Raw genomic sequence first — 22,726 nt, forward strand, 5'->3', positions numbered from 1 at the left:
TGAATGTCCTAAAGCGACGTTGATTACAGCTACTATCACTCATAAAATCCATTGACCAACATTCACCTTGTTTATTAGGAACCAATAGCCTTTCTGGGCTTCGTGGAGGAATACGTTTTTTACGCTTTACCCTGAGATTAAGCTTTAATTCACAATACACCCGATATACCCGTTTATGATTCCATTTATAGCCGAGCTTTCTGATACGATTAAAGCATTTAGGAAAGCCCCAGCGTAAATGCCGGTCTGTGATAGCATTCAATACCGAAACAATCACCGAATCATCCTGTAACTTAGGTTGATAATAGTAAGCACAACGACTTAAGCCAACAATGGCACAACTCATAGCAATAGTAACCAAATGATTTTGTTGTAGTTGCTGTGCCCACGTTTTACGTGCCCCAGTTGGCACTAAAGCTTTTTTATGATTTCTTCCTGAAGCTGGGATTTTAAGCTCAGTTCGGCAAACATCTGCTTAAGCTTACGGTTTTCAGCCTCCAGCTCTTTTAAGCGTTTGATATCTGACGTTTCCATTCCGCCGTATTTTTCTCGCCATTTATAGAAAGTTGAATTCCCCATGCCATATTTACGGCAGAGTTCCTTGACAGGAATACCTGCTTCAGCTTCTTTTAAAATAGCGACGATTTGATGTTCAGTCATTTTTTTCATAATTAAATCCCCTTTACTTGTATCATAGAGAATTTTCTACTTTTTTGCTGTACTATTTTAGGGGATAGTTACACGGTGATAATATCAGTATTAAGTACTATCACTGACAAGCATTTACGCTGGGGCTTTCCCAAATGTTTTAATCGCATCAGAAAGCTTGGCTATAAATGGAATCATAAGCGTGTTTATCGAGTGTATTGTGAGTTAAAACTTAATATTAGGGCTAAACGTGAAAAACGTATCCCCCCACGAACACTAGAAAAGCTATTGGTTCCTAATAAACAAGGTGAATGCTGGTCAATGGATTTTATGAGTGACAGTAGTGGTAATCAACGTCGCTTTAGGACATTCAATGTCATCGATGACTTTAATCGTGAGGCGCTAGGCATTGATATTGCAGTAAGCTTACCGGCAGGGAGAATTACCCGTTACTTAGATAAACTGGCCGAATATCATGGGTATCCATTAAAAATACGGGTCGATAATGGGCCAGAATTTACAGGAAAAACCTTTATAAACTGGGCTAAATACCATGATATAGCCATTGATTATATCCAGCCCAGTAGTCCTTATCAAAATGGCTATATTGAACGATTTAATCGTACCTATCGCACAGAGGTATTAGATTTATATTTATTTAATAATCTGGAACAAGTAAGAAAGGTAACCGAAGAATGGCTAACCAGTTATAACACCGAAAGACCTCATGAAGCACTAAATAATATGACGCCGATTGAGTATAAAACACTAAAACAGGCAGCTTGATTTTCTACGTGAGTTGTGTACTAAGTTTGGGATATTTACAAACAATTGCGCAGCTCATGGCAATAGTAACAAAATGACTTTCTTGTAATTGCACTGCCCAAGCTTTACGTGCCTTAGTAGGCACTAGAGCCTTATTATGATTTCCTCCTGAAGTTGAGCTTTTAAACTGAGCTGAGCAAACATCTGTTTAAGTTTACGGTTTTCGGCCTCAAGCTCCTTTAAGCGTTTGATGTCTGAAGTTTCCATTCCGCCGTATTTTTCCCGCCATTTATAGAAAGTTGAATTCCCCATGCCATATTTACGGCACAGTCCTTTAACGGGAATACCGGCTTCAGCTTCTTTTAAAATAGATACAATCTGATGTTCAGTCATTTTTTTCATATTTAAATCCTCTGTGGGTTAATAAAGAGAATTTTCTACTCTTTTACTGTACTATTTTAAGGGATAGTTATATTTGGTATCTCAATTGCTTTAAAATATATATTAATAGTAGTTTGAGAATATTTTTTTATAATATAGATTATGTTTGAATAGCTCCATTTTCTTTTTGTTTTTTTTCATAAAGATGTTTTTGGCGCATATAGGCAATGATTATGCAAGAAGGGATTGTAACTCTGTAAGCTGGTCCAGCGATGTCAGAAACTAGCCATGCACTACTAACTGCCCAACCTATTGGACCGGAGATCACCTTAATAGCCTGTGATAGAAGAATATATGTACCAAAACTAGCAGTAATTCCCAAAATTTTCAAAATACTTGCTAATACGGTAGTTGCTAATTGATAAGCAGCAAATCCAGAAAGTTTTATTGAAGTTTGCAATGCCATTATAACTAATTCAGGAGTTGGATTGGTTAACTCAATTCCCATATTACGAACAAATTGATTTAACTCATCCTCTGACATTTTCTCCATAGACTCTTCTAACATCTTCAAGAGAAGATTCATTTCAATCAACTCTATTGCTGCGTTTTTGTTATAATTGACTTTCATTTTATCGCAAACATCGGTTAAAATTTCACGATAAGGAACACCTTGATTTCCTCGTAAGATATTTCCTATTGTACTACCGCCATAAGTTTGTAGCTCTGCTGCAATTGATTGCCAGTAGGCTTTATGATTTGGATAGTATTTTTTATATTCACTATCACTGGTTAATGTTTCAGTGTAACGAGTACATTTATCTTTTGGATCGGTAGTTAATATATCAACTAATAATTTTAGATCCTCGTTGGCACATTCTTTTAAAAAAAACAATTCCGGATCTGAACGATATACAGCCATGCATTTCTCCTTTTATTGATTAACTAACTTATTAAATCATTTAACGATTATTGATATTAATTGTCACTTTATTAATTTTTATACTATTTTTTAGGATCAAATAAACCGTCTTATTGGGTATCAATACATTGAATCTTTTTTTGTTAAAGATTCATTTTCATTGATTATTTCAGTAAAGTCATATCGTTTAAATAGAACAATAATATCTTATTGATCGTTAAAACCCATCAATATATTTACTTTGAAGATATTTTTAAAATCGGAGTCAACCCAGTTCCACAAAAGGAAAAACAACTTTTGACTTATCTAATAGTCGAATATAAACGACATTCAGTATTGCAGTTAACTTTTGATCGATATTGCGATCTGCACTACTGGGCTGTGGTTCTCCAATAGGGGATTATGAGCAAAATAATCGCTCCAATTACACCACCGAATATCAGGATCACCTTAATTAACTTCTTCACCCTATGCTTTGCACTTAAAATAGTAATAAGTTGTTTAGTGAGCGATGGTCTGATTTGCCGAACCATACCATTTCATTGGACTGTTTCATCAACGTAGCTAAACAAAATTGATGTAATTTTAATTCGGTTATCGTATGCATCATAATCTTGTAAGATATTAATGGGTGTGTAATGAATCTAATGTAAATAAACATGGTGTTCAAAAAATGAGTACAGTATTGGTATTTTTCTACTTCTTTTTTGTTTGTGCTGAGTGTTTGAGTACCTGTACAACCGGTGGTTTTTTTAGACCTTAAACTCGCATATGTTCCAACATACAACATTTTCACCGCTCAAGGAAAAGAATATACAGATGAAAAAACTCTACGTACAAGCAAACCACGCATTTACCATTAAAAACAAAACGTTAAGGATGTTTTTTTAAGATACACGCCATTATCGAACCAAATATACCCAGGTTTGTATCCGATTTTTCACTTTATTTAGGATAATTCCAGTTGAATTCGGTTGAGTAGTGAAACAAGGTGAAAGGCTTATTTGAAAAGGCTTTAGACATAAAAAAACCTGCTAGAAGCAGGTCTTAGAATTTGGTGATTGGTGCCCGGACGCGGAATCGAACCACGGACACGGGGATTTTCAATCCCCTGCTCTACCGACTGAGCTATCCGGGCAACAATGGATGCACATTAAACACGATTCGTGATTATCCGTCAATCCCTTTTGTAAGATTTTTTAAAAAAAATATGTCGTTTGGTTGAAAAATAGCTAATCATCTTCATATTAATAGTTAGTTTCTAATAATATGTCACTATGCTTATAGGAATTGTTATATGCGATTTATTGGTTTTATTATGTTTTTCATTTATGTTTATCTTGAGGTTAGTTTTTTCATAATAGTTGCAAATACAATGGGGATTTTTCTTGCTTTAATTTGTATTATTGCAACGTCTATTCTTGGTTTTTCATTAGTTAAATCTCAAGGCTTGAACAATCTTAGTATCATGCAACAAAAAATAGCAAATAACCAAAGTCCTAAAAATGAAATCTTTAAAAGTGTAGCTTTACTTTTTGCTGGTTTTTTCTTACTTATTCCTGGATTTTTAACTGATATTTTAGGTATCATTTTATTAATACCCCATGTACAAAAACATATTGTGGAATTTATTGTTCGAAAAATACCAATAACATCAAAATTTTCGTCATCACAAACACATGATCAAGATAGTGACATTATTGAAGGTGAGTTTAAACATAAGAGTGATGAATAAATAATCAATTGGACTTTTTTTTAATTTTTTTCTCTTGAAGAATTTTAAAATATCCCCATATATTGTGCACTACATTAAAAAATCATAATTATATGATTTTTGTTAATAATTATCTTAATTAAAATTAGTGCTAGGAGATAACTAATGAAAATTCGCCCATTGCATGATCGCGTAATCATTAAACGCAAAGAAATAGAATCAAAATCAGCTGGAGGTATTGTTTTAACAGGTTCAGCTGCTGGTAAATCAACACGAGGTGAAGTTTTAGCTGTTGGTAATGGTCGTATTTTAGAAAATGGTCAAGTACAGCCGTTAGATGTTAAAGTGGGTGATACCGTAATTTTCAATGAAGGATATGGCGTTAAAACTGAAAAAATCGATAACGAAGAAGTGCTTATCTTATCAGAAAGCGATATTCTAGCCATTGTTCAATCATAATAGGCATATAATTAAACGATAGACAGAATTTAGGAGAAATACGAAAATGGCAGCTAAAGATGTAAAATTTGGTAATGACGCTCGCATCAAAATGCTTCAAGGCGTTAATGTATTAGCTGATGCAGTTAAAGTAACTTTAGGTCCAAAAGGACGTAACGTAGTATTAGATAAATCATTTGGTGCACCAACTATTACTAAAGATGGTGTTTCTGTTGCTCGCGAAATTGAATTAGAAGATAAATTCGAAAATATGGGCGCACAAATGGTGAAAGAAGTCGCTTCTAAAGCAAATGATGCAGCTGGTGACGGTACAACTACTGCAACCGTGCTTGCTCAAGCGATTGTTAATGAAGGATTAAAAGCTGTTGCTGCGGGTATGAATCCAATGGATTTAAAACGCGGTATTGATAAAGCAGTTGTAGCCGCAGTTGAAGAACTTAAAAAATTATCTTCTCCTTGTGCTGACTCTAAAGCGATTGCCCAAGTAGGTACAATTTCAGCTAACTCTGACGAAACTGTTGGTACTTTAATTGCTCAAGCAATGGAGAAAGTAGGTAAAGAAGGTGTTATTACTGTTGAAGATGGCACAGGTTTACAAGATGAGCTTGATGTTGTTGAAGGTATGCAATTTGATCGTGGTTATTTATCTCCATACTTTATCAACAAACCAGAAACGGCAACTGTTGAATTAGAAAGCCCTTATATCTTATTAGTAGACAAAAAAATCTCTAACATTCGTGAATTATTACCAGTTTTAGAGGCTGTAGCTAAAGCAGGTAAATCTTTATTAATTATCGCAGAGGATGTTGAAGGTGAAGCATTAGCAACATTAGTTGTTAACACCATGCGTGGTATTGTTAAAGTTGCTGCGGTAAAAGCACCTGGTTTTGGTGATCGTCGTAAAGCGATGTTACAAGATATTGCTATCTTAACTGCTGGTACTGTTATTTCAGAAGAAATCGGTTTAGAGCTTGAAAAAGCAACACTTGAAGATTTAGGTCAAGCAAAACGTGTTGTTATCAATAAAGACAATACTACAATTATTGATGGCGTTGGTGAAGAGTCTTTAATCTCTGCTCGTGTTGAACAAATTCGTAAACAAATTGAAGAGTCAACGTCTGATTATGATAAAGAAAAACTTCAAGAGCGCGTAGCAAAACTTGCTGGCGGTGTTGCTGTAATTAAAGTGGGTGCTGCAACTGAAGTTGAAATGAAAGAGAAAAAAGCTCGCGTAGAAGATGCTTTACATGCAACCCGTGCAGCCGTTGAAGAAGGTGTTGTTGCTGGTGGTGGTGTTGCTCTTGTTCGTGCTGCGTCAGCAATTTCAGAACTTAACGGTGCGAACGAAGATCAAAACGTGGGTATCAAAGTTGCACTTCGTGCAATGGAAGCACCATTACGCCAAATCGTGACTAACTGTGGTGAAGAGGCATCAGTCGTTGTTAATGCAGTTAAAGGTGGTCAAGGTAACTATGGGTACAATGCTGCCACTGAAGAATATGGCGATATGATTGCAATGGGTATTTTAGATCCAACTAAAGTAACTCGTAGTGCATTACAATACGCTGCATCTGTTGCTGGTCTTATGATTACCACTGAATGTATGGTGACGGATTTACCTAAAGATGATAAAGCTGATTTAGGTGCTGCTGGCGGCATGGGCGGCATGGGTGGTATGGGCGGAATGATGTAATTTTCGTCAATAATCCAACCGATATAAATCAACTTAAGCCATCCGCTGATGCGGATGGTTTTTTTTTCATAATTCCCCCTTCCGAGAACTATTAGTTAAAGCTAAATAAAAATATAAAATTTAATTGATAGATATAAAATATAAATTGATATAGAAATTCTACAAAATGGTCATGTTAACCAGTAAAGATTTGTAACTTAATCATTAACAGATGATTACTCAATTTATAAAATCATCATGATAAAGGAACATTCAAAGCAGGTTATAATCAAGATACACATAGTTTTGATATGACATTTTGTAAAATTTAAAAAAAGAGCAAATAGAAGTGCTTTTCATAAACTGCTATCTTTAGGTGTTAACAGTTCATGGATAATTACATAAATATGCTAGATGGACGTCAGAAAAGATTAATTAAATAGGTGCTGATAAAGTGTAATTATACCAATCACAATAAGTACCAAACCACCTAAAAATTCTGCTCGCTTTCCAATTAAACATCCCAATTTATTGCCTAGCAATAGCCCAATGGTAACCATAAAACAGGTTGCTATCCCAATCATTGTTGCAGCAAAACAGATATTGACGCTCGCTAATGCCAGCCCAACCCCAACAGCAAATGCATCGATACTGGTTGATATCGCTGTAAAAATTAATATTAAAGAAGATTTTTTTGATGAGGCTCCTTTATCATCTTGGCAATCTTCATCAGAATTTTTAAAACTACTGTAAATCATGTTAATACCCAAAAATAACATGACAGTAAAAACAACCCAATGGTCCCATTGTTCTATATATTGCAGTGCAATATAGCCAATTAACCAACCCAGTAATGGCGTAATAGCCTCGACAACACCAAATAAAATCCCGACTTTGAGTGCCCCTAAAAATGGGGTTGATTTAAGCGAAACTCCACGACATACAGCGACAGCAAAGGCATCGGTTGACATAGCCAGTGCTAACAACAAAATAGCCCAAAAACTCATGACATATACTCTTGCTTTACATTATATTACTTTAATTATTATTGAATATTCATTCGTTATGATTTATTTTTTTGTTACTGAAAATAAATAATTTGCGACTTTTATATCGCCTTTACTTTGATAAAGTTTAGCTGTTTGTTTGACGCTATCTCGACGGTTTGCATCATATTGAAAAAGTAGGTTAAACATTAAGTCAGCTGTTTTTTTATCTTTATTTTGGATAGCACAATAGCCATATTGCTCATAAGCATCGGCTTTCCAACGGTGGCGATCTAAATCAAGGCTTTGCTGAAATTGCTGCTTTGCTTCTTGATAACGATCCCGACCACATAAAAAAGAACCATAATGCACATGATATAATCCATTACCTGGTTGCATCTGCGTAATTCGTTTGTAAATTATTTCGGCTTCGTTGTATTCGCCAACTTGTTGATCAAACATTGCCATAGCTAACATAACTTGAGGATTATTTGGGGAATACTTTGCCGCTAATTTAAGATTATAGTGTGCTGCTTTGACATTTTCTTCTGACTCATTAGCTTTAGCAAGATAACCTAATCCAAGTCGCATTCTAGCTAAAGCCGCCTTTTCAGGATCAAACTCATAGCTGTTTTTTGTTTGACAGCCCGATAGTATCACCATCAAAAAACAGCTAGATATAATTAACGATTTTTGCATCTATTCTTCCTTTATAAAGATTTATCTTTATATTGTTTGCTGAACTAGATTTTGTTTTTTATAAAGTGTTCTTTTGGTGCGGTCAACAACTTCGCCAGCCAATTGCCCACATGCTGCATCAATATCATCACCACGTGTTTTACGAACAATTACTGTAAAACCGTATCCCATCAGAGTTTTCATAAAACGGTCAATGCGTGTATTAGAGCAGCGAGCATACGGTGCTCCAGGGAATGGATTCCAAGGAATTAAATTAATTTTACTAGGTACATCTTTAAGAAATTTTGCCAGCTCGTGGGCATGCTCAACGCCATCGTTAATTTGATTAAGTAATACATATTCAATTGTTACTTTACCATGATTGGCATTTGAAGTAGAAAGATAGCGTAAAATAGAATCTCGTAGCATTGCCATGTTATACTTTTCATTTATTGGCATAATTTCACTGCGAATAGTATCATTTGGTGCATGGAGTGAGATTGCTAATGCTACATCAATCATACCAGCTAGTTTATCTAAAGCGGGAACAACTCCTGACGTTGATAGTGTTACACGTCTTTTTGATAAACCATAACCAAAATCATCTAACATGATTTCCATAGCTGGTGCCACATTAGATAAATTAAGTAGTGGCTCTCCCATCCCCATCATAACAACATTGGTGATAGGCCTATCAGCCAGTTTACCGGTTACACCAATGGCATTTGATGCGCGCCATACTTGACCAATAATTTCAGAGACAGTTAAATTTCGATTAAATCCTTGTTGAGCTGTGGAACAGAATTTACACGCTAATGCACAACCAACTTGTGATGAAACACATAATGTTGCACGATCACGCTCAGGAATATAAACAGACTCAATCATTTGATTATTTCCAACATCAAGTGCCCATTTAATTGTGCCGTCTGATGAGCGTTGCTCCATTGCAATCATTGGTGCTTTAACTTCAGCTAAAGTTTTTAGTTGCTCACGTAACTTTTTATTAATATCGGTCATTTGATCAAAATCATCTATCCCAAAATGATAAATCCATTTCATCACTTGATCGGCTCGAAAAGGCTTTTCGCCAAGCGAAATAAAAAATTCTCTTAATTGCTGGCGTGTAAAATTGAGTAAATTTATTTTTTCGTTTGGAAGATTAGTTGTATTAAGATTCATTTTATTTGTAGCGCCTGAACAATTAACAGACGTGTTAGATGTAGATGGTGTTAACATAAGGCCTCGTTTTTACACATTATGGCTATTTCAATTTTTAAGAAAAGGATTATACTGTTTTTAACTTAATCTGGCTAATAGAATATTGGCAATAACCAAAAGATGAAAAAATCCATAATATTTAAAAAAATTGGCATTTTGGCTTTAAACTTAGCGTTACTTCTATTTTCTACTTTTACTATGGCAAAACAAATCCCATTAAATAAATTGATCGGGCAGTTTGATGAAAAAAAAGACGGTGATTTTATCGCATTGGACTCAACTATATTGCCTGTTAATAAAAAAGGCATGTACCTGCAGAAAGAGCCAACTGGACAACTTATAAAGGCTTATAATGACTTTAAAAAAGTTCATCCAGACATTCCTTTTATCGTAGTAAGCGCAACGAGGAGTTACACTTACCAAAATGGTATTTGGCAGCGGAAATGGGATGCATTGTCTGCTAAGCTCGATGATCCGCAAAAAATAGCGAAACAGATCTTAAAATATTCATCAATGCCAGGTACATCTCGCCATCATTGGGGTACAGATATCGATATTACGAGTGTTTCTTCAGAATATTTTAGATATGATAAAAAAGGCATAATTCTTTATAAATGGCTGCAAGAAAATCTTCCTAAATATGGGTTTTGCCAAGCATTTAATGATGGAAGAAAAGGAGGATATCAACCGGAAGAATGGCACTGGTCATACAAACCGATCGCTAGCCAATATATTGCACAATATAAAGCTATATTAGAAAGCGATCCAAATGCTATTATGAAAAACTTAAATTTTACGGGTCACGATAAAATCAAGCTGGAAGGATTAGTTAAAGAGTATGTATTAACAGTTAATACTGATTGTTATTAATCTATTTTTATTATTAACGTTTTCTCCAATAAGGTAAACGTATTGTCACAACAAGTCCACCACCATCACGGTTATTTGCTTGGATAGTACCGTTATGCATAATGACAGTCTTTCTAGCAATTGCTAACCCTAAACCATAACCTTTGCCTAATTGTGGAGATTGAATTCGGACAAATGGTTCAAAAATACTAGATAATTTATTTGCTTCAACACCTGGTCCACGGTCTTTAACTTCAATTTGCAAATACTTGCCTGTTTCTTTTAATGAAACCTCTACTGCTTGCTCAGCTTTGGAAAAGCGAATGGCATTACGGATAATATTTTCAACAGCGCGGCGTATCTGTTCTGAATTACCTTTAACAATTGAATGAGTAATAGATGATGAAATGAAATGTACATCAATTAATTGATGATTAGCCTCATAGTTAGCATCGTTGATTACTACTCTTATTAAGTCTTTTAAGTCAAAATATTCATCAGTACGATTATTCATTTCAGCACGAGAATAATTTAGAATTTCACCAATTAATTGATCTAATCGTTCTGATTCTAACGCTATTCTAGCCAAAGCCGTATCAATATTTTGTTTATTTTGTTGAGCAAGTCCAATTGCTAGCTGTAAACGAGCAAGTGGCGTTCTAAGCTCATGAGAAACATCATGAAGGAGAGATTGACGATCAGAGATCAAGATATTAAGTTGCTCAACCATCATATCGAAATCTTTACCTAGCTCACTTAACTCATCGCGGCGAGGTTTTAATTTATTGAATAATCTGACCGAAAGATCGCCTTGAGATACTCTGAAAAAACCTTGTCTTAATAGCCTCATTGGCCTAGTTAAATTCCATGCTAAAAAAAGACTAAAAACAAGACCAACACATATTCCCATTAACACAATTAGCATTGGCATATTGAACAATGCTTTTCTACCACGCTCATCCTTATCTTCCTTAAATGAAACAGAATAAAGTGTTCCGTCAGGTGCTACAGCCATGCGTTGATAAGCATAAGTTGGTGTTTCTAACTCATCTGTCAAAATATTAACTTGATCATTTAGTGGAGAAACTAATTTTATTGACAATAAAACTCTTTCTCGCTCAGGCATATGTGCTATAAAATTAAGTGTTTCATCTTCACCTGCAACATGTAATAACTGGGCAATCATATCGACTTTTGTCGGCATATGATTAAGGAATCTTTGATTTTTATTTTCTACATAAATAGAAAATGCAATCCAGGTTAATTGGAAAGTAAGATAGAAAATAACTCCAAATATAATGAGTATTTTCCAAAATAATCGACGATTCATATCAAGCCTATTAGGTTGTTAACGAATACGGTAACCGACCGCTCTAATCGTTTCAATTGTTACATCATTTTGTGCAACTTGATGTAATTTTTGACGAATATTGCTGATATGAACATCAACACTACGATCATAAAGTTCTCGAGCTCGACCAAGCCCAATTTCTGACAATTCTTCCTTGGTTACCACACGCTCACTATACTTTACCAATAAAACTAATAAATTAAATTCGGTTGAAGTTAAGTCAATAACTTGTCCATTCCAAGTACATAATCGTTGTGGTAGATCTAACGTCAAACCATTAAAATGGTATTTTTTATCATCAACTATTTCAACTGAACGTTCATCAAAACGTCGTAAAACAGCACGTAATCTTGCTAATAATTCACGGGGATAACAAGGTTTAGGAATATAATCATCAGCACCTAATTCTAACCCTAAAACTCGATCAATATTATCGCCTTTTGCTGTTAACATAATCACTGGCATATTACATTGTTGACGGATGCTTTTAAGAACATCAATGCCATTAATATCTGGTAGCATCACATCTAAAATTGCTGCGCGATATTTACCTGATAGTGCTTCATCAATACCATCTTTACCCAAATAAACACTTTTGATATTAAAACCTTCATTAGTCAAATATTCACTAAGCATTTGTGATAGTTCAATATCATCATCAATTAATAAAATATTTATCATAATTGCAGTCGCCATTGTCATTTAATTTTAGGTCTTTACATTATTGCAATAATTAAAAAAAGTCAGGTTATTTTACTAAAATATTACATATTTTGAACCGTTTCTGATGACTAAATTTACTATATTGAAATAGTGTAAAAATATTTCACAATCTAATATTGCTTAATAGATAGAATATGGAGATAAAAAATGAAACAACAAGTGATATGACCAAAATAAATTTGGTAAAATTTGAATTCTTACCGGCTGTTACTTAAACAATGCCAATATTTTTGCATTTGTTGCATATGGTTCTCATAATTTAATGAAAATTGACAGGGATCTACCCCTAGAATAGTTATTGTAGGACTATCTATTACCTCAACTATAGGTGTGGTTAGTGATGATGCAAATGCTAGACTTGAAGTAATAAAAAGATTTATAGCAAAAAGAATATTTAAGCAAAAATGTTAGTAGACATAAGTAAAATTAAATTAAAATTGCTAATAATAATCGGATTATTTATTTAGAAGATAATATTGGCATTAAAAATGGTCATATTAAATCGGCATTGGGAGATATCAAATTTTATACTCTTGGCGCTTTTTATATGACCAGTCGGCGTATTTTTTTTAAATTGTACTGGACAATATTATTTTTTATGCGTAATATCTCGTCCTGATTCTATGGTGGCTATAGCTCAGTTGGTAGAGCCCTGGATTGTGATTCCAGTTGTCGTGGGTTCGAATCCCATTAGCCACCCCATTTATAGAATGCAAAGAACATCTAACGGCGAGTAGCGCAGCTTGGTAGCGCAACTGGTTTGGGACCAGTGGGTCGGAGGTTCGAATCCTCTCTCGCCGACCAATTTTAAATAAAAAAGCCTGCTTTATCCTAGTGGGCTTTTTTATTGTCTTCTAAACAATTAATTCATCGCTAACAGCCATAATAAATAATTAAAACGATTGTTTACCTTTTTTCTATAAATTTCAACTATAACGATTATTTAGCTCTACCATTTCTTATTTTTACCTTAATTATCCTTCATAACAAAAATTGTGATCAAGGCAACAATTCTGGAACTAAAAATTAACAACCTGTATTTTTTTATTTATTTTTTGGTGATTATTATGTAGATTCAGATACATCTTTTGAATAAAAGAATCCAAAAAATATGAGGAAAATGTTTTTGGAATATCGTGATGTTGCTGCTAAAACTTATGTTGAAGAACAAATTAAAGCAAATCCATCTGTTATTAAGAAGATAACGACAGAAAGAGGACTTGCCGAACACTTCAATGTTAGTCGTACAACAGTGAGAAAAGCATTAAATGATTTAATAATGGGAGGTTATTTATCTCAAAATGAAAAAAATTTAGAGTACAGTAAAGTCTTTGAGATAAATATGTTAAAAATGTCTTCATTTAGTGAAGAAGTCAAAAAAGATGATAATACTCAAATCAAAATAAAAGTCCTTACTAATAAAATTATAAAAATGCCAGTAGAGCTAAGAACATTTTTTGGTTCAAATGAACAATTAATTAGAATTATAAGGCAACGTTTATTGAGTACAATTCCTCTATCTTATGAAATCACCTATTTATCATCCGAAAAATTCCAACATTTAGACCAAGTAGATTTAAATAATGTTTCTCTCTATCAATTTTTGAAAGATCATTATCACCTTGTTCCAAGTCATGGTCGTGAAGAAATTATTTACCAGATAGCAACTGGGGATAAAGCAACGAATTTACAAGTGGTCGAAGGTACGCCGATTTATAAGGTATCAAGTTACAGTTTCGATGTTAATTTTCAGCCTTTTGAGCATACCGTTCAATATTTAGTAGGAAATAAATTTAGATATCATTTATCTGCTCACAATATTTTCAAGTACAAGGAAAACTAAATGAGTTTATTTGAAAAAATAGCTGCTCATTTAATGGAGCAAATTAACACCGGGCAATATGGAGTAGGATCAGAATTACCCCCAGAAGGGCAATTACAAAAAGATTATAATGTAAGTAGAACAACCATCCGAAAAGCTATTGATCTGTTAGTTGATAAAAATATGGTAGTTAGGAAAAAAGGTGTTGGTTTGTTTATTGCTCCAACACTTTCTACAAAAACCATTCTAAATATGACCGGAATTATTAAACCTCATATTTATTACAATTATAAGAAAATCATAAAAGAATCTTATCTAAGACAAGCTGGAAGTTACTATAGCCAATTACTAAAAATAAAACCATCTGAACTCATCTATTATATTAGTTTTTTAGAAGTTGCTAAAAACAATGTAGTTAAAGAAATTTTTTTATTACCTTTGAACCATTTTCCAGACTTTAAAATGTCGATAATAAAAATTTTATCAGCGCTTGAAATTACTAATTCTGGAAAGAAAAAAGTAGATAAATTAGTACAAAATTTACAATTAATTGTAGCCAATGCTGAATTAGCTAAACAATTACGATGCAACTTCAACGACCCATTATTTAAAATTTCTAATCACTATTTTGATATTAATAGCGAGCCGATTGCTATTGAGTATAAATTTGCTTGCAATACTAAATATGTAGTCGATTTTACCTAGGAGGTATACCAATGATTAAATTATTACGTGTTGATCACCGATTATTGCATGGTCAGATTGTTGTTTCATGGTTCGAAAATGTTGGCTCAAATACCATTTTAGTTGCTAATGATATCGTTGCAAATGATGAGTTACGTAAGTCAGCTATCCGTTTAGCTAAACCTGAACATGCAAAATTAGTAATGAAGTCAATAGATGATAGCATTGCAGCCATTAACTCAGGTATAACGGATAAATATCAAATGCTAATAGTTGTTGAGTCTGTTGCTGATGCTGAAAAATTAATACGAAACACACACGGTAAAATAACAAGCCTCAATTTAGGTGGAACTAAACCACGTGAAGGAACTAAAAATTATTCTAAAACAATCAATCTAACTGCTCTCGAGGTAGATTTATTAACGAGATTACAACAAGATAGTGTTGATGTTTACATTCAGCAAATCCCAAGTGAATCAAAGCAAAAATTTCAAAAATAGTTTAGAGGATACAAAAAATGAGTATCGAATTAACTGCATTTCTATTAGCTTTGGTTGCGATGTTAGCCAATAGTGAATACCTTTTAGGTTCATCAATGTTATCAAGACCATTAGTAACTTGTACCTTGGTTGGTTTAGTCATGGGAGACATCACACAAGGCATTATTATTGGAGCAACATTAGAATTAGCTTTTGTTGGATCGTTTTCTATTGGAGCCTCTATTCCCCCTGAAATTATCTCAGGGAGTATTTTAGGTACCGCCTTTGCAATAGGTGCAGGTAAAAGTACGGAAATAGCTTTAACGCTAGGTATTCCTATTGCTTCATTTGTTTTATTAGTTAAAAATTTATGCTTTCTTTTTATCCTTCCTTATTTTGTTCATAAAGCCGATCAATACGCATGTGAAGGTAATGGTAAAGGTATGGACCGAATGAATCTATTAGGTGGATTCTTTTCTGTTAATCTTCCAATTGGTTTAGTTGTAGGATTATCTTATCTATTTGGCAGCTCGGCGATCAATGACTTATTAGAAATGATTCCTAAATTTATTATAGATGGTTTAGGTATCGCAACGGGCTTATTACCTGCGTTTGGTTTTGCTATGTTAATGAAAATAATGATAAAAAAAACCAATGCAACGTTCTTTGTTCTTGGTTTTGCTTTGGCTGTTTATATGAAAGTGCCTGTTACTGGAGTGGCCATCTTCGGTGCGTGTATTGCTCTAATTTTGACAGGTTATTCCGCATTTAATGGAAAAAAAGACGTAACAGAAGATGGCAATCAAAGGTTAAATAATAATACTGGCAACACGTTAGGTGTACAGGAGATCAATTATGAAAATGAAGAATTCTAAATTAATAACTAAAAAAGAATTAACAAGCACGTTTTGGCGATCTTTTACTGCTGAATGGTCATGGAATTATGAACGACAAATGAACTTAGGTTATTCCTATTCTATGCGTCCTGCTTTAGAGAAAATTTACAGCAATAACAAAGAAGCATTAACGGATGCTTATCAACGGCATTTAGAATTCTACAATATTACACCATGGTTAATTACTTTTCCTTTAGGAATTTCTATTGCCATGGAAGAACAAAATGCGACAGATAGTAATTTTGATAAAAGCTCTATTAATGACGTCAAAATAGCGTTAATGGGACCATTAAGTGGTTTAGGTGATTCATTTTTCTGGGGAACACTACGTGTCATAGCGACCGGAATAGGTACTTCTTTAGCACTTGAAGGTAATATTTTAGGTCCTCTTTTATTTTTATTAATTTTCAATATTCCTGCAATGTTAACACGTTATTTTGGTTTATTAATCGGATATAACATTGGTGCATCGTTTATTGAAAAAGTTCAAAAGACTGGATTAATGGATAAATTATCCTATGGTGCATCAGTTTTGGGACTTTGTGTAGTTGGGGCTATGGTTGCCACCATGGTGATATTAAATATGCCATTAAAATTAGGTTCAGGAACTAATGCTTCATCTTTACAAGATATTTTTGATGGTGTTATACCGCAAATCTTACCTTTACTTTTTACACTATTTATCTTTGTGTTAGTCAAAAAAGGGATTAAAGCCCATTGGATTCTCTTATTAATTGCTGCTATTGGTATTTTGGGAGCTTGGAGTGGGTTATTAGGCTAGTAAGGAGAAAAAAATGAAAAGTATCGCAGATTATGTCGCATTAGAACCTGAATATTATCAAAATATTTTAGATAACTATCAAACATTATTTGGCAATACCATTGATTTAAGTAAAGTTAAACAACTTAACGCAATTGTTATATTTGCAACAGGTTCAAGTGCTAATGCCGCTTATGGTGCAAGGCCTTTTATGAGTAAATTATTAAAGGTGCCCGTCTATATTGAAGATCCATCAATGGCTGCTAACTATTTGTACTATAATGATCCAAATACCTTGTATTTTGCTATTTCACAAGGAGGAGAAAGTTATTCAACCATTTATTTGGTTGAACAGTTTGTTAATAATAATCAAACTATCTACACCCTTACTAGCAATCCGAAAAGTCCATTATATAAGGTAAGCAACCATGTGTTATCCATGGGTATGCCTATTGAAGAAATGCCTTATGTCAGTGTTGGTTATAGTGTGACTATTCTTGATTTAATGTTAATTACACTTGTTATTGGCACAAAAACAGAGCGTATAAACCAGAAACAGTTTGACGATTTGTTTGAACAAATGCGCAATATTACACAATCGCTTCCACAAATTATAAAACAATCAAAAATTTGGGTTAATAGATATCAAGATCTTTTTTATCATGCCCAAAGAGTCATTCTCATTGGTTATGGTGCAACTTATGGTGTAGCTAGGGAAGGCGAAACGAAATTTACAGAAACAGTGCGAAATACGGCTTTTGGTAAAGAGCTGGAAGAATATATGCATGGTCCATACCTAGGTCTACATACTGACGACTGTATTATTTTTATTGAACCACATGGGCGATTAGTACAAAGAGCGGAAACTTTAAAAGAATTTTTGAATCAATATGTTCCAAATGTTTTAACTATTTACTCTCAAAATACAAGTAGCTTAAAAACAACAGATTTTTGCCTAAATATTGAATGTGATGAATTGTTAACTTCATTATTTATGACAGTGCCCATTCACTTGTTAAGTTATCAGGTATCACAGTTAAAAGGTCATAATCTTGAGAAATCAACATACCCAGAATTTGACCAAATAACTAAATCTAAAATTAAGAGGATTATAAAATGAGAAAATTTGATGAACAAAAAGAACTAGACAGTATGAATGGCGCATTAGCTTTACGTCCAAAGATTAATGATTTTATTGATAATATCCACCAGCGTGGCTATAGCAATGTATGTTGGTTAGGTATTGGTGGCACTTATGCATCTTCCATGCAAGCGGTTATCCACATGAAAGAAAAATCAGCAATTGAGACTTTTGTTCAACATGCAGCTGAATATTTAGTAACTGGTAATAAGCGCATAACTAAAAATACGTTAATTATTATCTCATCAGTAACAGGTTCCACTCAAGAAGTGGTTGACGCAATCGATAAAATCCAAAAAGAAATAGGTGCAACTGTTTTGGCATTTTTGGGTAAAGCGAATTCACCATTAGGTAAAATGGTTCATCATGTTATTTCTTATCCAATGAATGAACAATTAAAATTCTTTATGACTGCTGACCGTCTAATGTATTTAGCGGGTGAATTTCCGGATTATGATGATTTTTATGGACAAATGGATCATCATTTTGCAAAAAACATTGTTGCTGTTGCAAAAAAAGCAGATAAATTTGGACAAGAAGTTGCCGATAAACATCATAATGATACAATGCATTATTTTATAGGGTCGGGTAATCAATGGGGAGCAACTTACTCACATGCTATGTGTTATTGGGAAGAACAACACTGGTTACGCTCAAAGTCCATTAAATCAGCTGAGTTTTTCCATGGAACATTAGAAGTTATCGATCGTGATACTGCTGTTACTGTTTATGTTGGTGAAGATACTCAGCGCCCATTAAGTGAAAGAGTTGCAAAGTTCCTACCTCAGATTTGTGGTAATTATACCATTATTGATACTAAAGATTACGAATTGCCAGGTATCTCTGAAAAATATCGGGGTAATCTTTCCCCATTTGTTTTCCGAGCCATTAATAATCGTATTGACGCATATATTGAGCACTTAAATCGTCATCCAATGTCAATTCGTCGTTATTATCGTTGCTTAGATTACTAAAAGGAGTCGTGTATGATTGCAGTATTAGTAAGTACTCACGGCATAACGGCTAATAGTTTAATTGAAACGACTGAAATGATATGTGGCAAACAAACTCTGTGTGAAGCCGTACCCTTTTCAATGGGTCAATCGTTAGATGATTTTCAACAGCAGATTGAACAAAAGCTAGAAAATTTAATACATGAAAGCTCAAACGTTTTATGTTTTGTTGATTTAAAAGGTGGAACACCATTTAATATTTTAGTCAATCTGATTGCTGAATATCCTAATATAGAAATCATTACTGGTGTAAATGTGCCGATGTTATTAACAACCTTTATGTTAAGAACTGATGAAGATAATTTAAGCGATTTATTACCAGAAATAATTGAAACATCTGTACAAGGCATAGAACACTATAACATGGCCTCAATAATTGATAATAAAAGCCAAAAAGAGGAATTTTAGACAATCTAATCAATCCAATTATAGTATTTAACAAGTTATTTTAATGAGGTAATTTTGTTTTTTAGGCAACAAATTTACCTTTTTTAAAGATAGAGCTGTTTTGGCAACAAATAAAGATTATTTTTTAAGTTTTTTTATTTTTTTCTATCTTATTCTATCTTATTTCTTTATTGCTCTTCTGTGGCTTTTATTATGTTCTTCGTTTAATCGTTTTGCTTTACGTTTATTCATTTGATAAGTTAGAATAAACGAAACAAATGTCATAATACTGACAAAACCTAAAACCCAATAAGATGATCAGTGTAAATTCAGAAACCTCATCTAATATTCCATTAAAGAAAGAAGGCAATATTTTATATGATAAATAAAGGGGGAATAAGACACCCAACAAAACATACAACTTTTTTACTCTTTATGTACCTACATGGACTCAGAAATAATCCAATTAAGAAATACGTTAGGCACATATAAGCTGTTATAAATAAGTCAACTAGTAACCTTATCATTTCAATAAATAAAATTAATCAATATATTAACATAGTAAATAAAAATTTCTAGAAGTGGTATTTAGTTGCAGATGATGATTCGTTTTTCTACTGGTTATTGTGGTTATTTTATCTTTCAATATATAACACCATGTTATTAAAGCCCTGCCTACAAAAATAATTCTTATCTGACTTGTTTTATGAAGATATTTTGCTTTAATAGTGAAAATATCTTTTTATAATATCTACTTTTGGAAATAAAATATGAAAAATGTTGGTTTTGTCGGTTGGCGTGGAATGGTAGGTTCTGTTCTTATGCAACGTATGGTTGAAGAACACGATTTTGATTATATCAATCCTATTTTCTTTTCTACTTCTCAAGCAGGTCAAGCTGCTCCTAATTTTGGCGGTAAAACAGGCACATTACAAAGTGCAGATAATATTGATGCATTAAAAGCGTTAGATATTATTGTTACTTGCCAAGGTGGGGATTATACCTCCGAGATTTATTCAAAACTACGTGCAACGGGCTGGCAAGGTTATTGGATTGATGCAGCATCAACATTACGTATGGCTGATGATGCAATTATCGTGCTCGACCCAGTGAACAAAGCTAACATTGATGCTGCTTTAGATAAAGGTATTAAAACCTTTGTTGGTGGTAACTGTACTGTGAGCTTAATGTTAATGTCTCTCGGTGGTTTATTTGCTGAAAATCTTGTTGATTGGGTTTCGGTTTCAACTTATCAAGCGGCTTCAGGTGGTGGTGCGCGCCATATGCGTGAACTGCTTACTCAAATGGGCATGCTAAATGCTGAGGTTGCCAAAGAGTTACAAAATCCGCATTCTTCTATTTTAGATATTGAGAGAAAAGTGACCCAAAAAATGCGTGATGGTAGTTTGCCTACTGATAACTTTGGTGTGCCATTAGCGGGTAGTTTAATTCCTTGGATCGATAAGGCGCTTGATAATGGCCAAAGCAAAGAGGAATGGAAAGGACAAGCAGAAACCAATAAAATTTTAGGTACCAGTCAAGTTATTCCTGTAGATGGGCTGTGTATTCGAATTGGCGCATTGCGTTGTCATAGCCAAGCATTTACGATTAAATTGAAAAAAGATATCAGTGTGCCTGAAATTGAAAAACTGCTTGCTGCTCATAATGATTGGGTAAAAGTCGTGCCAAATGATCGTGATATTTCCATGCGAGAGCTGACACCAGCCGCAGTAACAGGTACCTTAACTACACCAGTTGGCCGATTACGTAAGCTTAATATGGGTAAAGATTATTTATCTGCCTTTACTGTTGGTGACCAATTATTATGGGGTGCGGCTGAACCATTACGAAGAATGTTACGCATTTTAGCCTAAATTAAACATAAAATGGCAAAGCCCGATTGGTCGGGCTTTATTATTTATAATAATCGATTACTGTTCTTTATCGTCCAACAATGTCATTAATAATGAGCCATTAAATAAAGCTTGCTGCACTAGTGCAAATGCTCCTATTGCCGATCTATCATTAAGTGATGAGCAAGTAATAGTCAGATTTTTTCGTAAATCTTCTAAGCTTTGAGCATTTAATGCACTATTGACTGCATTTAATAGTATTTCGGGCGACTTGGTGAGTTCACCGGCTAACACGATTCGTTGAGGATTGAAGATATTAACCATAATTGCAACTGCTCTGCCAAGGTTTTCACCCGCATCTTTGACGAGTTTTATTGCTAATTCATCTCCTTTGTTAGCATATTGGCAGATATGATTAATCTCACAGTGATCTGTTGTTAATCTTGATCTATAACCTTGCTCAATCATCTGCTTCGCTCGGCTTTCAATGGCTTTATTGACTACGCGGTTTTCTAGGCAACCGAAGTTACCACAATGGCAGCGTTCACCTAATGCATCGACTTGAATGTGTCCAACTTCGCAAGCGCTTTGATTATGATTTGTTAGTAGTTGTTGATTAACAATAACGCCAGAGCCTACACCTCGGTGTACACGGATTAAAATGGAATCATCAACATGTTGTGTTGACCCAAAATAACTTTCGGCTAATGCTAGGCTTTGAATATCATTTCCCAAAAAAATAGATACATTGAATTCCGTTTGTAGTACTTCTCCTAAAGCCCATTCTTTCACTTGGATGTGTGGTGTATATCGGACAATTCCATTAACAGAATCAATTAAGCCAGGGAGCACAACAGATATTGCAACTAACTGCTTTATTTTTTTTATATTTTCCTGTATGAATTCTTTAATTAAAGCGATTAAATATGTTTGTACTTGCTGTTCGGTAAAATGAGTAAGAGGATCTCTTTTGGATATTAGGCATTTAGACCCCAAGTCAAAAAGTTCAATAGTGACATGAAAGCGGCTTAATTGCACCGCAATAGCTTGATAATGCTCAAATTTAGCTTCAATGGAAACCGCAGGTCGCCCGCCCGTTGATTGCTGTGCATCAACTTCTTTGATCAGCTGATTTTTTAATAATTGCCGAGTAATTTTTGTAATACTGGCTGGTGCTAATTGACTCATTTCAGCCAGTTGTATACGGGAAATAGGAGCTTGCTGAACAATTAAACGGTAGATCATTGCATAATTAAGTTGTTTAATTAGCTCAGCATTTCCCACTAAATTCAGATAATTAAATAACATATTACATCTCAATA

At 34.0% G+C, this 22,726-nt stretch carries 24 protein-coding genes, 3 tRNA genes and 1 pseudogene; 16 read left to right on the forward strand and 12 right to left on the reverse strand.

The window, feature by feature from the left end:
* Together A9G22_RS04115 and A9G22_RS04120 are read right to left on the reverse strand one after the other, a co-directional pair.
* Positions 1-412: IS3 family transposase (locus A9G22_RS04115; protein ID WP_141669971.1), on the reverse strand; the 412-nt coding region annotated here is incomplete at its 3' end.
* Entirely contained in the window at positions 412-669 is a 258-nt protein-coding gene (locus tag A9G22_RS04120; RefSeq protein WP_034909955.1) for a transposase, read from the reverse strand. The genes A9G22_RS04120 and A9G22_RS04115, both read right to left, overlap by 1 nt.
* 75 nt (positions 670-744) lie before the next feature.
* Between A9G22_RS04120 and A9G22_RS04125 the strand changes: the two genes are divergently transcribed.
* Entirely contained in the window at positions 745-1,434 is a 690-nt protein-coding gene (locus tag A9G22_RS04125; protein ID WP_082264499.1) for an IS3 family transposase, read from the forward strand.
* 149 nt (positions 1,435-1,583) lie between these two features.
* On the opposite strand, the pseudogene A9G22_RS04130 reads toward A9G22_RS04125, so the two are convergent.
* The 4 genes and pseudogenes from A9G22_RS04130 to A9G22_RS04140 form a co-directional block, all read right to left on the reverse strand.
* Positions 1,584-1,815 (reverse strand): annotated as a pseudogene (locus A9G22_RS04130) (transposase); the annotation flags it as partial.
* A gap of 139 nt (positions 1,816-1,954) precedes the next feature.
* Entirely contained in the window at positions 1,955-2,716 is a 762-nt protein-coding gene (locus A9G22_RS04135; protein ID WP_075508408.1) for a DUF3944 domain-containing protein, read from the reverse strand.
* A gap of 265 nt (positions 2,717-2,981) precedes the next feature.
* The gene (locus A9G22_RS11795) at positions 2,982-3,110 is read right to left on the reverse strand and encodes a hypothetical protein (RefSeq protein WP_141669973.1); all 129 of its coding nucleotides are present in this window, start codon (positions 3,108-3,110) and stop codon (positions 2,982-2,984) included.
* A 668-nt stretch (positions 3,111-3,778) separates the two neighbouring features.
* A tRNA-Phe gene (locus A9G22_RS04140) sits at positions 3,779-3,854 on the reverse strand.
* 159 nt (positions 3,855-4,013) lie between these two features.
* On the opposite strand from A9G22_RS04140, the gene A9G22_RS04145 reads away from it, so the two are divergent.
* The 3 genes from A9G22_RS04145 (at position 4,014) to groL (ending at position 6,582) form a co-directional block, all read left to right on the forward strand.
* Entirely contained in the window at positions 4,014-4,451 is a 438-nt protein-coding gene (locus A9G22_RS04145; protein ID WP_075508409.1) for an FxsA family protein, read from the forward strand.
* A 144-nt stretch (positions 4,452-4,595) separates the two neighbouring features.
* Positions 4,596-4,889, forward strand: a complete 294-nt coding sequence (locus A9G22_RS04150) for a co-chaperone GroES (RefSeq protein WP_065586782.1) — start codon at positions 4,596-4,598, stop codon at positions 4,887-4,889.
* A 46-nt stretch (positions 4,890-4,935) separates the two neighbouring features.
* Positions 4,936-6,582 carry a chaperonin GroEL gene (gene groL / locus A9G22_RS04155; RefSeq protein WP_065586781.1) on the forward strand — a complete coding sequence of 549 codons (1,647 nt, stop codon included), beginning with the start codon at positions 4,936-4,938 and terminating at the stop codon, positions 6,580-6,582.
* A 410-nt stretch (positions 6,583-6,992) separates the two neighbouring features.
* On the opposite strand, the gene A9G22_RS04160 is transcribed toward groL, so the two are convergent.
* From A9G22_RS04160 to A9G22_RS04170, 3 genes are all read right to left on the reverse strand, one after another.
* Positions 6,993-7,568, reverse strand: coding sequence for a manganese efflux pump MntP (locus A9G22_RS04160; RefSeq protein ID WP_065586780.1), 576 nt, complete (start codon positions 7,566-7,568; stop codon positions 6,993-6,995).
* Positions 7,569-7,631: 63 nt separating this feature from the next.
* Positions 7,632-8,246, reverse strand: coding sequence for a tetratricopeptide repeat protein (locus A9G22_RS04165; RefSeq protein WP_065586779.1), 615 nt, complete (start codon positions 8,244-8,246; stop codon positions 7,632-7,634).
* Positions 8,247-8,273: 27 nt separating this feature from the next.
* Positions 8,274-9,407 carry a bifunctional tRNA (adenosine(37)-C2)-methyltransferase TrmG/ribosomal RNA large subunit methyltransferase RlmN gene (locus A9G22_RS04170; protein WP_075508417.1) on the reverse strand — a complete coding sequence of 378 codons (1,134 nt, stop codon included), beginning with the start codon at positions 9,405-9,407 and terminating at the stop codon, positions 8,274-8,276.
* Positions 9,408-9,566: 159 nt separating this feature from the next.
* On the opposite strand from A9G22_RS04170, the gene A9G22_RS04175 reads away from it, so the two are divergent.
* A complete protein-coding gene (locus A9G22_RS04175; RefSeq protein ID WP_075508410.1) occupies positions 9,567-10,316 on the forward strand; it encodes a M15 family metallopeptidase in 750 nt (249 codons plus the stop codon).
* 13 nt (positions 10,317-10,329) lie between these two features.
* Here A9G22_RS04175 and A9G22_RS04180 read toward each other — a convergent pair whose 3' ends face one another.
* Both A9G22_RS04180 and A9G22_RS04185 read right to left on the reverse strand, forming a co-directional pair.
* Positions 10,330-11,625 (reverse strand): ATP-binding protein, encoded by a 1,296-nt coding sequence (locus A9G22_RS04180; RefSeq protein WP_065586776.1) that lies wholly within the window; start codon positions 11,623-11,625, stop codon positions 10,330-10,332.
* 18 nt (positions 11,626-11,643) lie between these two features.
* Positions 11,644-12,324, reverse strand: coding sequence for a response regulator transcription factor (locus tag A9G22_RS04185; protein ID WP_075508418.1), 681 nt, complete (start codon positions 12,322-12,324; stop codon positions 11,644-11,646).
* Between the two features lie 671 nt (positions 12,325-12,995).
* Between A9G22_RS04185 and A9G22_RS04190 the strand changes: the two genes are divergently transcribed.
* The 11 genes from A9G22_RS04190 to asd all read left to right on the forward strand — a co-directional run bounded on the left by A9G22_RS04190 (position 12,996) and on the right by asd (position 21,425).
* Positions 12,996-13,071 (forward strand) — tRNA-His (locus A9G22_RS04190).
* Positions 13,072-13,096: 25 nt separating this feature from the next.
* Positions 13,097-13,173, forward strand: a tRNA-Pro gene (locus tag A9G22_RS04195).
* 322 nt (positions 13,174-13,495) lie between these two features.
* Positions 13,496-14,212, forward strand: a complete 717-nt coding sequence (locus A9G22_RS04200; protein ID WP_176700227.1) for a GntR family transcriptional regulator — start codon at positions 13,496-13,498, stop codon at positions 14,210-14,212.
* The gene (locus tag A9G22_RS04205) at positions 14,213-14,896 is read left to right on the forward strand and encodes a GntR family transcriptional regulator (RefSeq protein ID WP_065586774.1); all 684 of its coding nucleotides are present in this window, start codon (positions 14,213-14,215) and stop codon (positions 14,894-14,896) included. It abuts the gene before it with no gap.
* An 11-nt stretch (positions 14,897-14,907) separates the two neighbouring features.
* Positions 14,908-15,375, forward strand: a complete 468-nt coding sequence (locus A9G22_RS04210) for a PTS sugar transporter subunit IIB (RefSeq protein ID WP_065586773.1) — start codon at positions 14,908-14,910, stop codon at positions 15,373-15,375.
* Between the two features lie 17 nt (positions 15,376-15,392).
* Positions 15,393-16,229 (forward strand): PTS mannose/fructose/sorbose/N-acetylgalactosamine transporter subunit IIC, encoded by an 837-nt coding sequence (locus A9G22_RS04215; protein WP_065586772.1) that lies wholly within the window; start codon positions 15,393-15,395, stop codon positions 16,227-16,229.
* Positions 16,210-17,031, forward strand: a complete 822-nt coding sequence (locus tag A9G22_RS04220) for a PTS system mannose/fructose/sorbose family transporter subunit IID (RefSeq protein WP_065586771.1) — start codon at positions 16,210-16,212, stop codon at positions 17,029-17,031. Before A9G22_RS04215 ends, A9G22_RS04220 begins: the two co-directional genes overlap by 20 nt.
* A 13-nt stretch (positions 17,032-17,044) precedes the next feature.
* A complete protein-coding gene (locus tag A9G22_RS04225; protein WP_075508412.1) occupies positions 17,045-18,130 on the forward strand; it encodes an SIS domain-containing protein in 1,086 nt (361 codons plus the stop codon).
* Positions 18,127-19,125, forward strand: coding sequence for an SIS domain-containing protein (locus A9G22_RS04230; protein ID WP_075508413.1), 999 nt, complete (start codon positions 18,127-18,129; stop codon positions 19,123-19,125). The genes A9G22_RS04225 and A9G22_RS04230 overlap by 4 nt, the downstream gene beginning before the upstream one ends.
* Before the next feature lie 12 nt (positions 19,126-19,137).
* Entirely contained in the window at positions 19,138-19,572 is a 435-nt protein-coding gene (locus tag A9G22_RS04235; protein WP_065586768.1) for a PTS sugar transporter subunit IIA, read from the forward strand.
* Positions 19,573-20,321: 749 nt separating this feature from the next.
* Complete coding sequence (gene asd, locus A9G22_RS04240) at positions 20,322-21,425, forward strand: aspartate-semialdehyde dehydrogenase (RefSeq protein WP_065586767.1); 1,104 nt, start codon at positions 20,322-20,324, stop codon at positions 21,423-21,425.
* 57 nt (positions 21,426-21,482) lie between these two features.
* Here asd and A9G22_RS04245 read toward each other — a convergent pair whose 3' ends face one another.
* On the reverse strand, positions 21,483-22,712 hold the full coding sequence (locus tag A9G22_RS04245; protein WP_065586766.1) for an ROK family protein: 1,230 nt from the start codon (positions 22,710-22,712) through the stop codon (positions 21,483-21,485).
* Between the last annotated feature and the right edge of the window lie 14 nt (positions 22,713-22,726).

Origin of the sequence: Gilliamella sp. App2-1 (assembly GCF_001690255.1) — a bacterium.
GTDB classification, from domain to species: domain Bacteria; phylum Pseudomonadota; class Gammaproteobacteria; order Enterobacterales; family Orbaceae; genus Gilliamella; species Gilliamella apicola_G.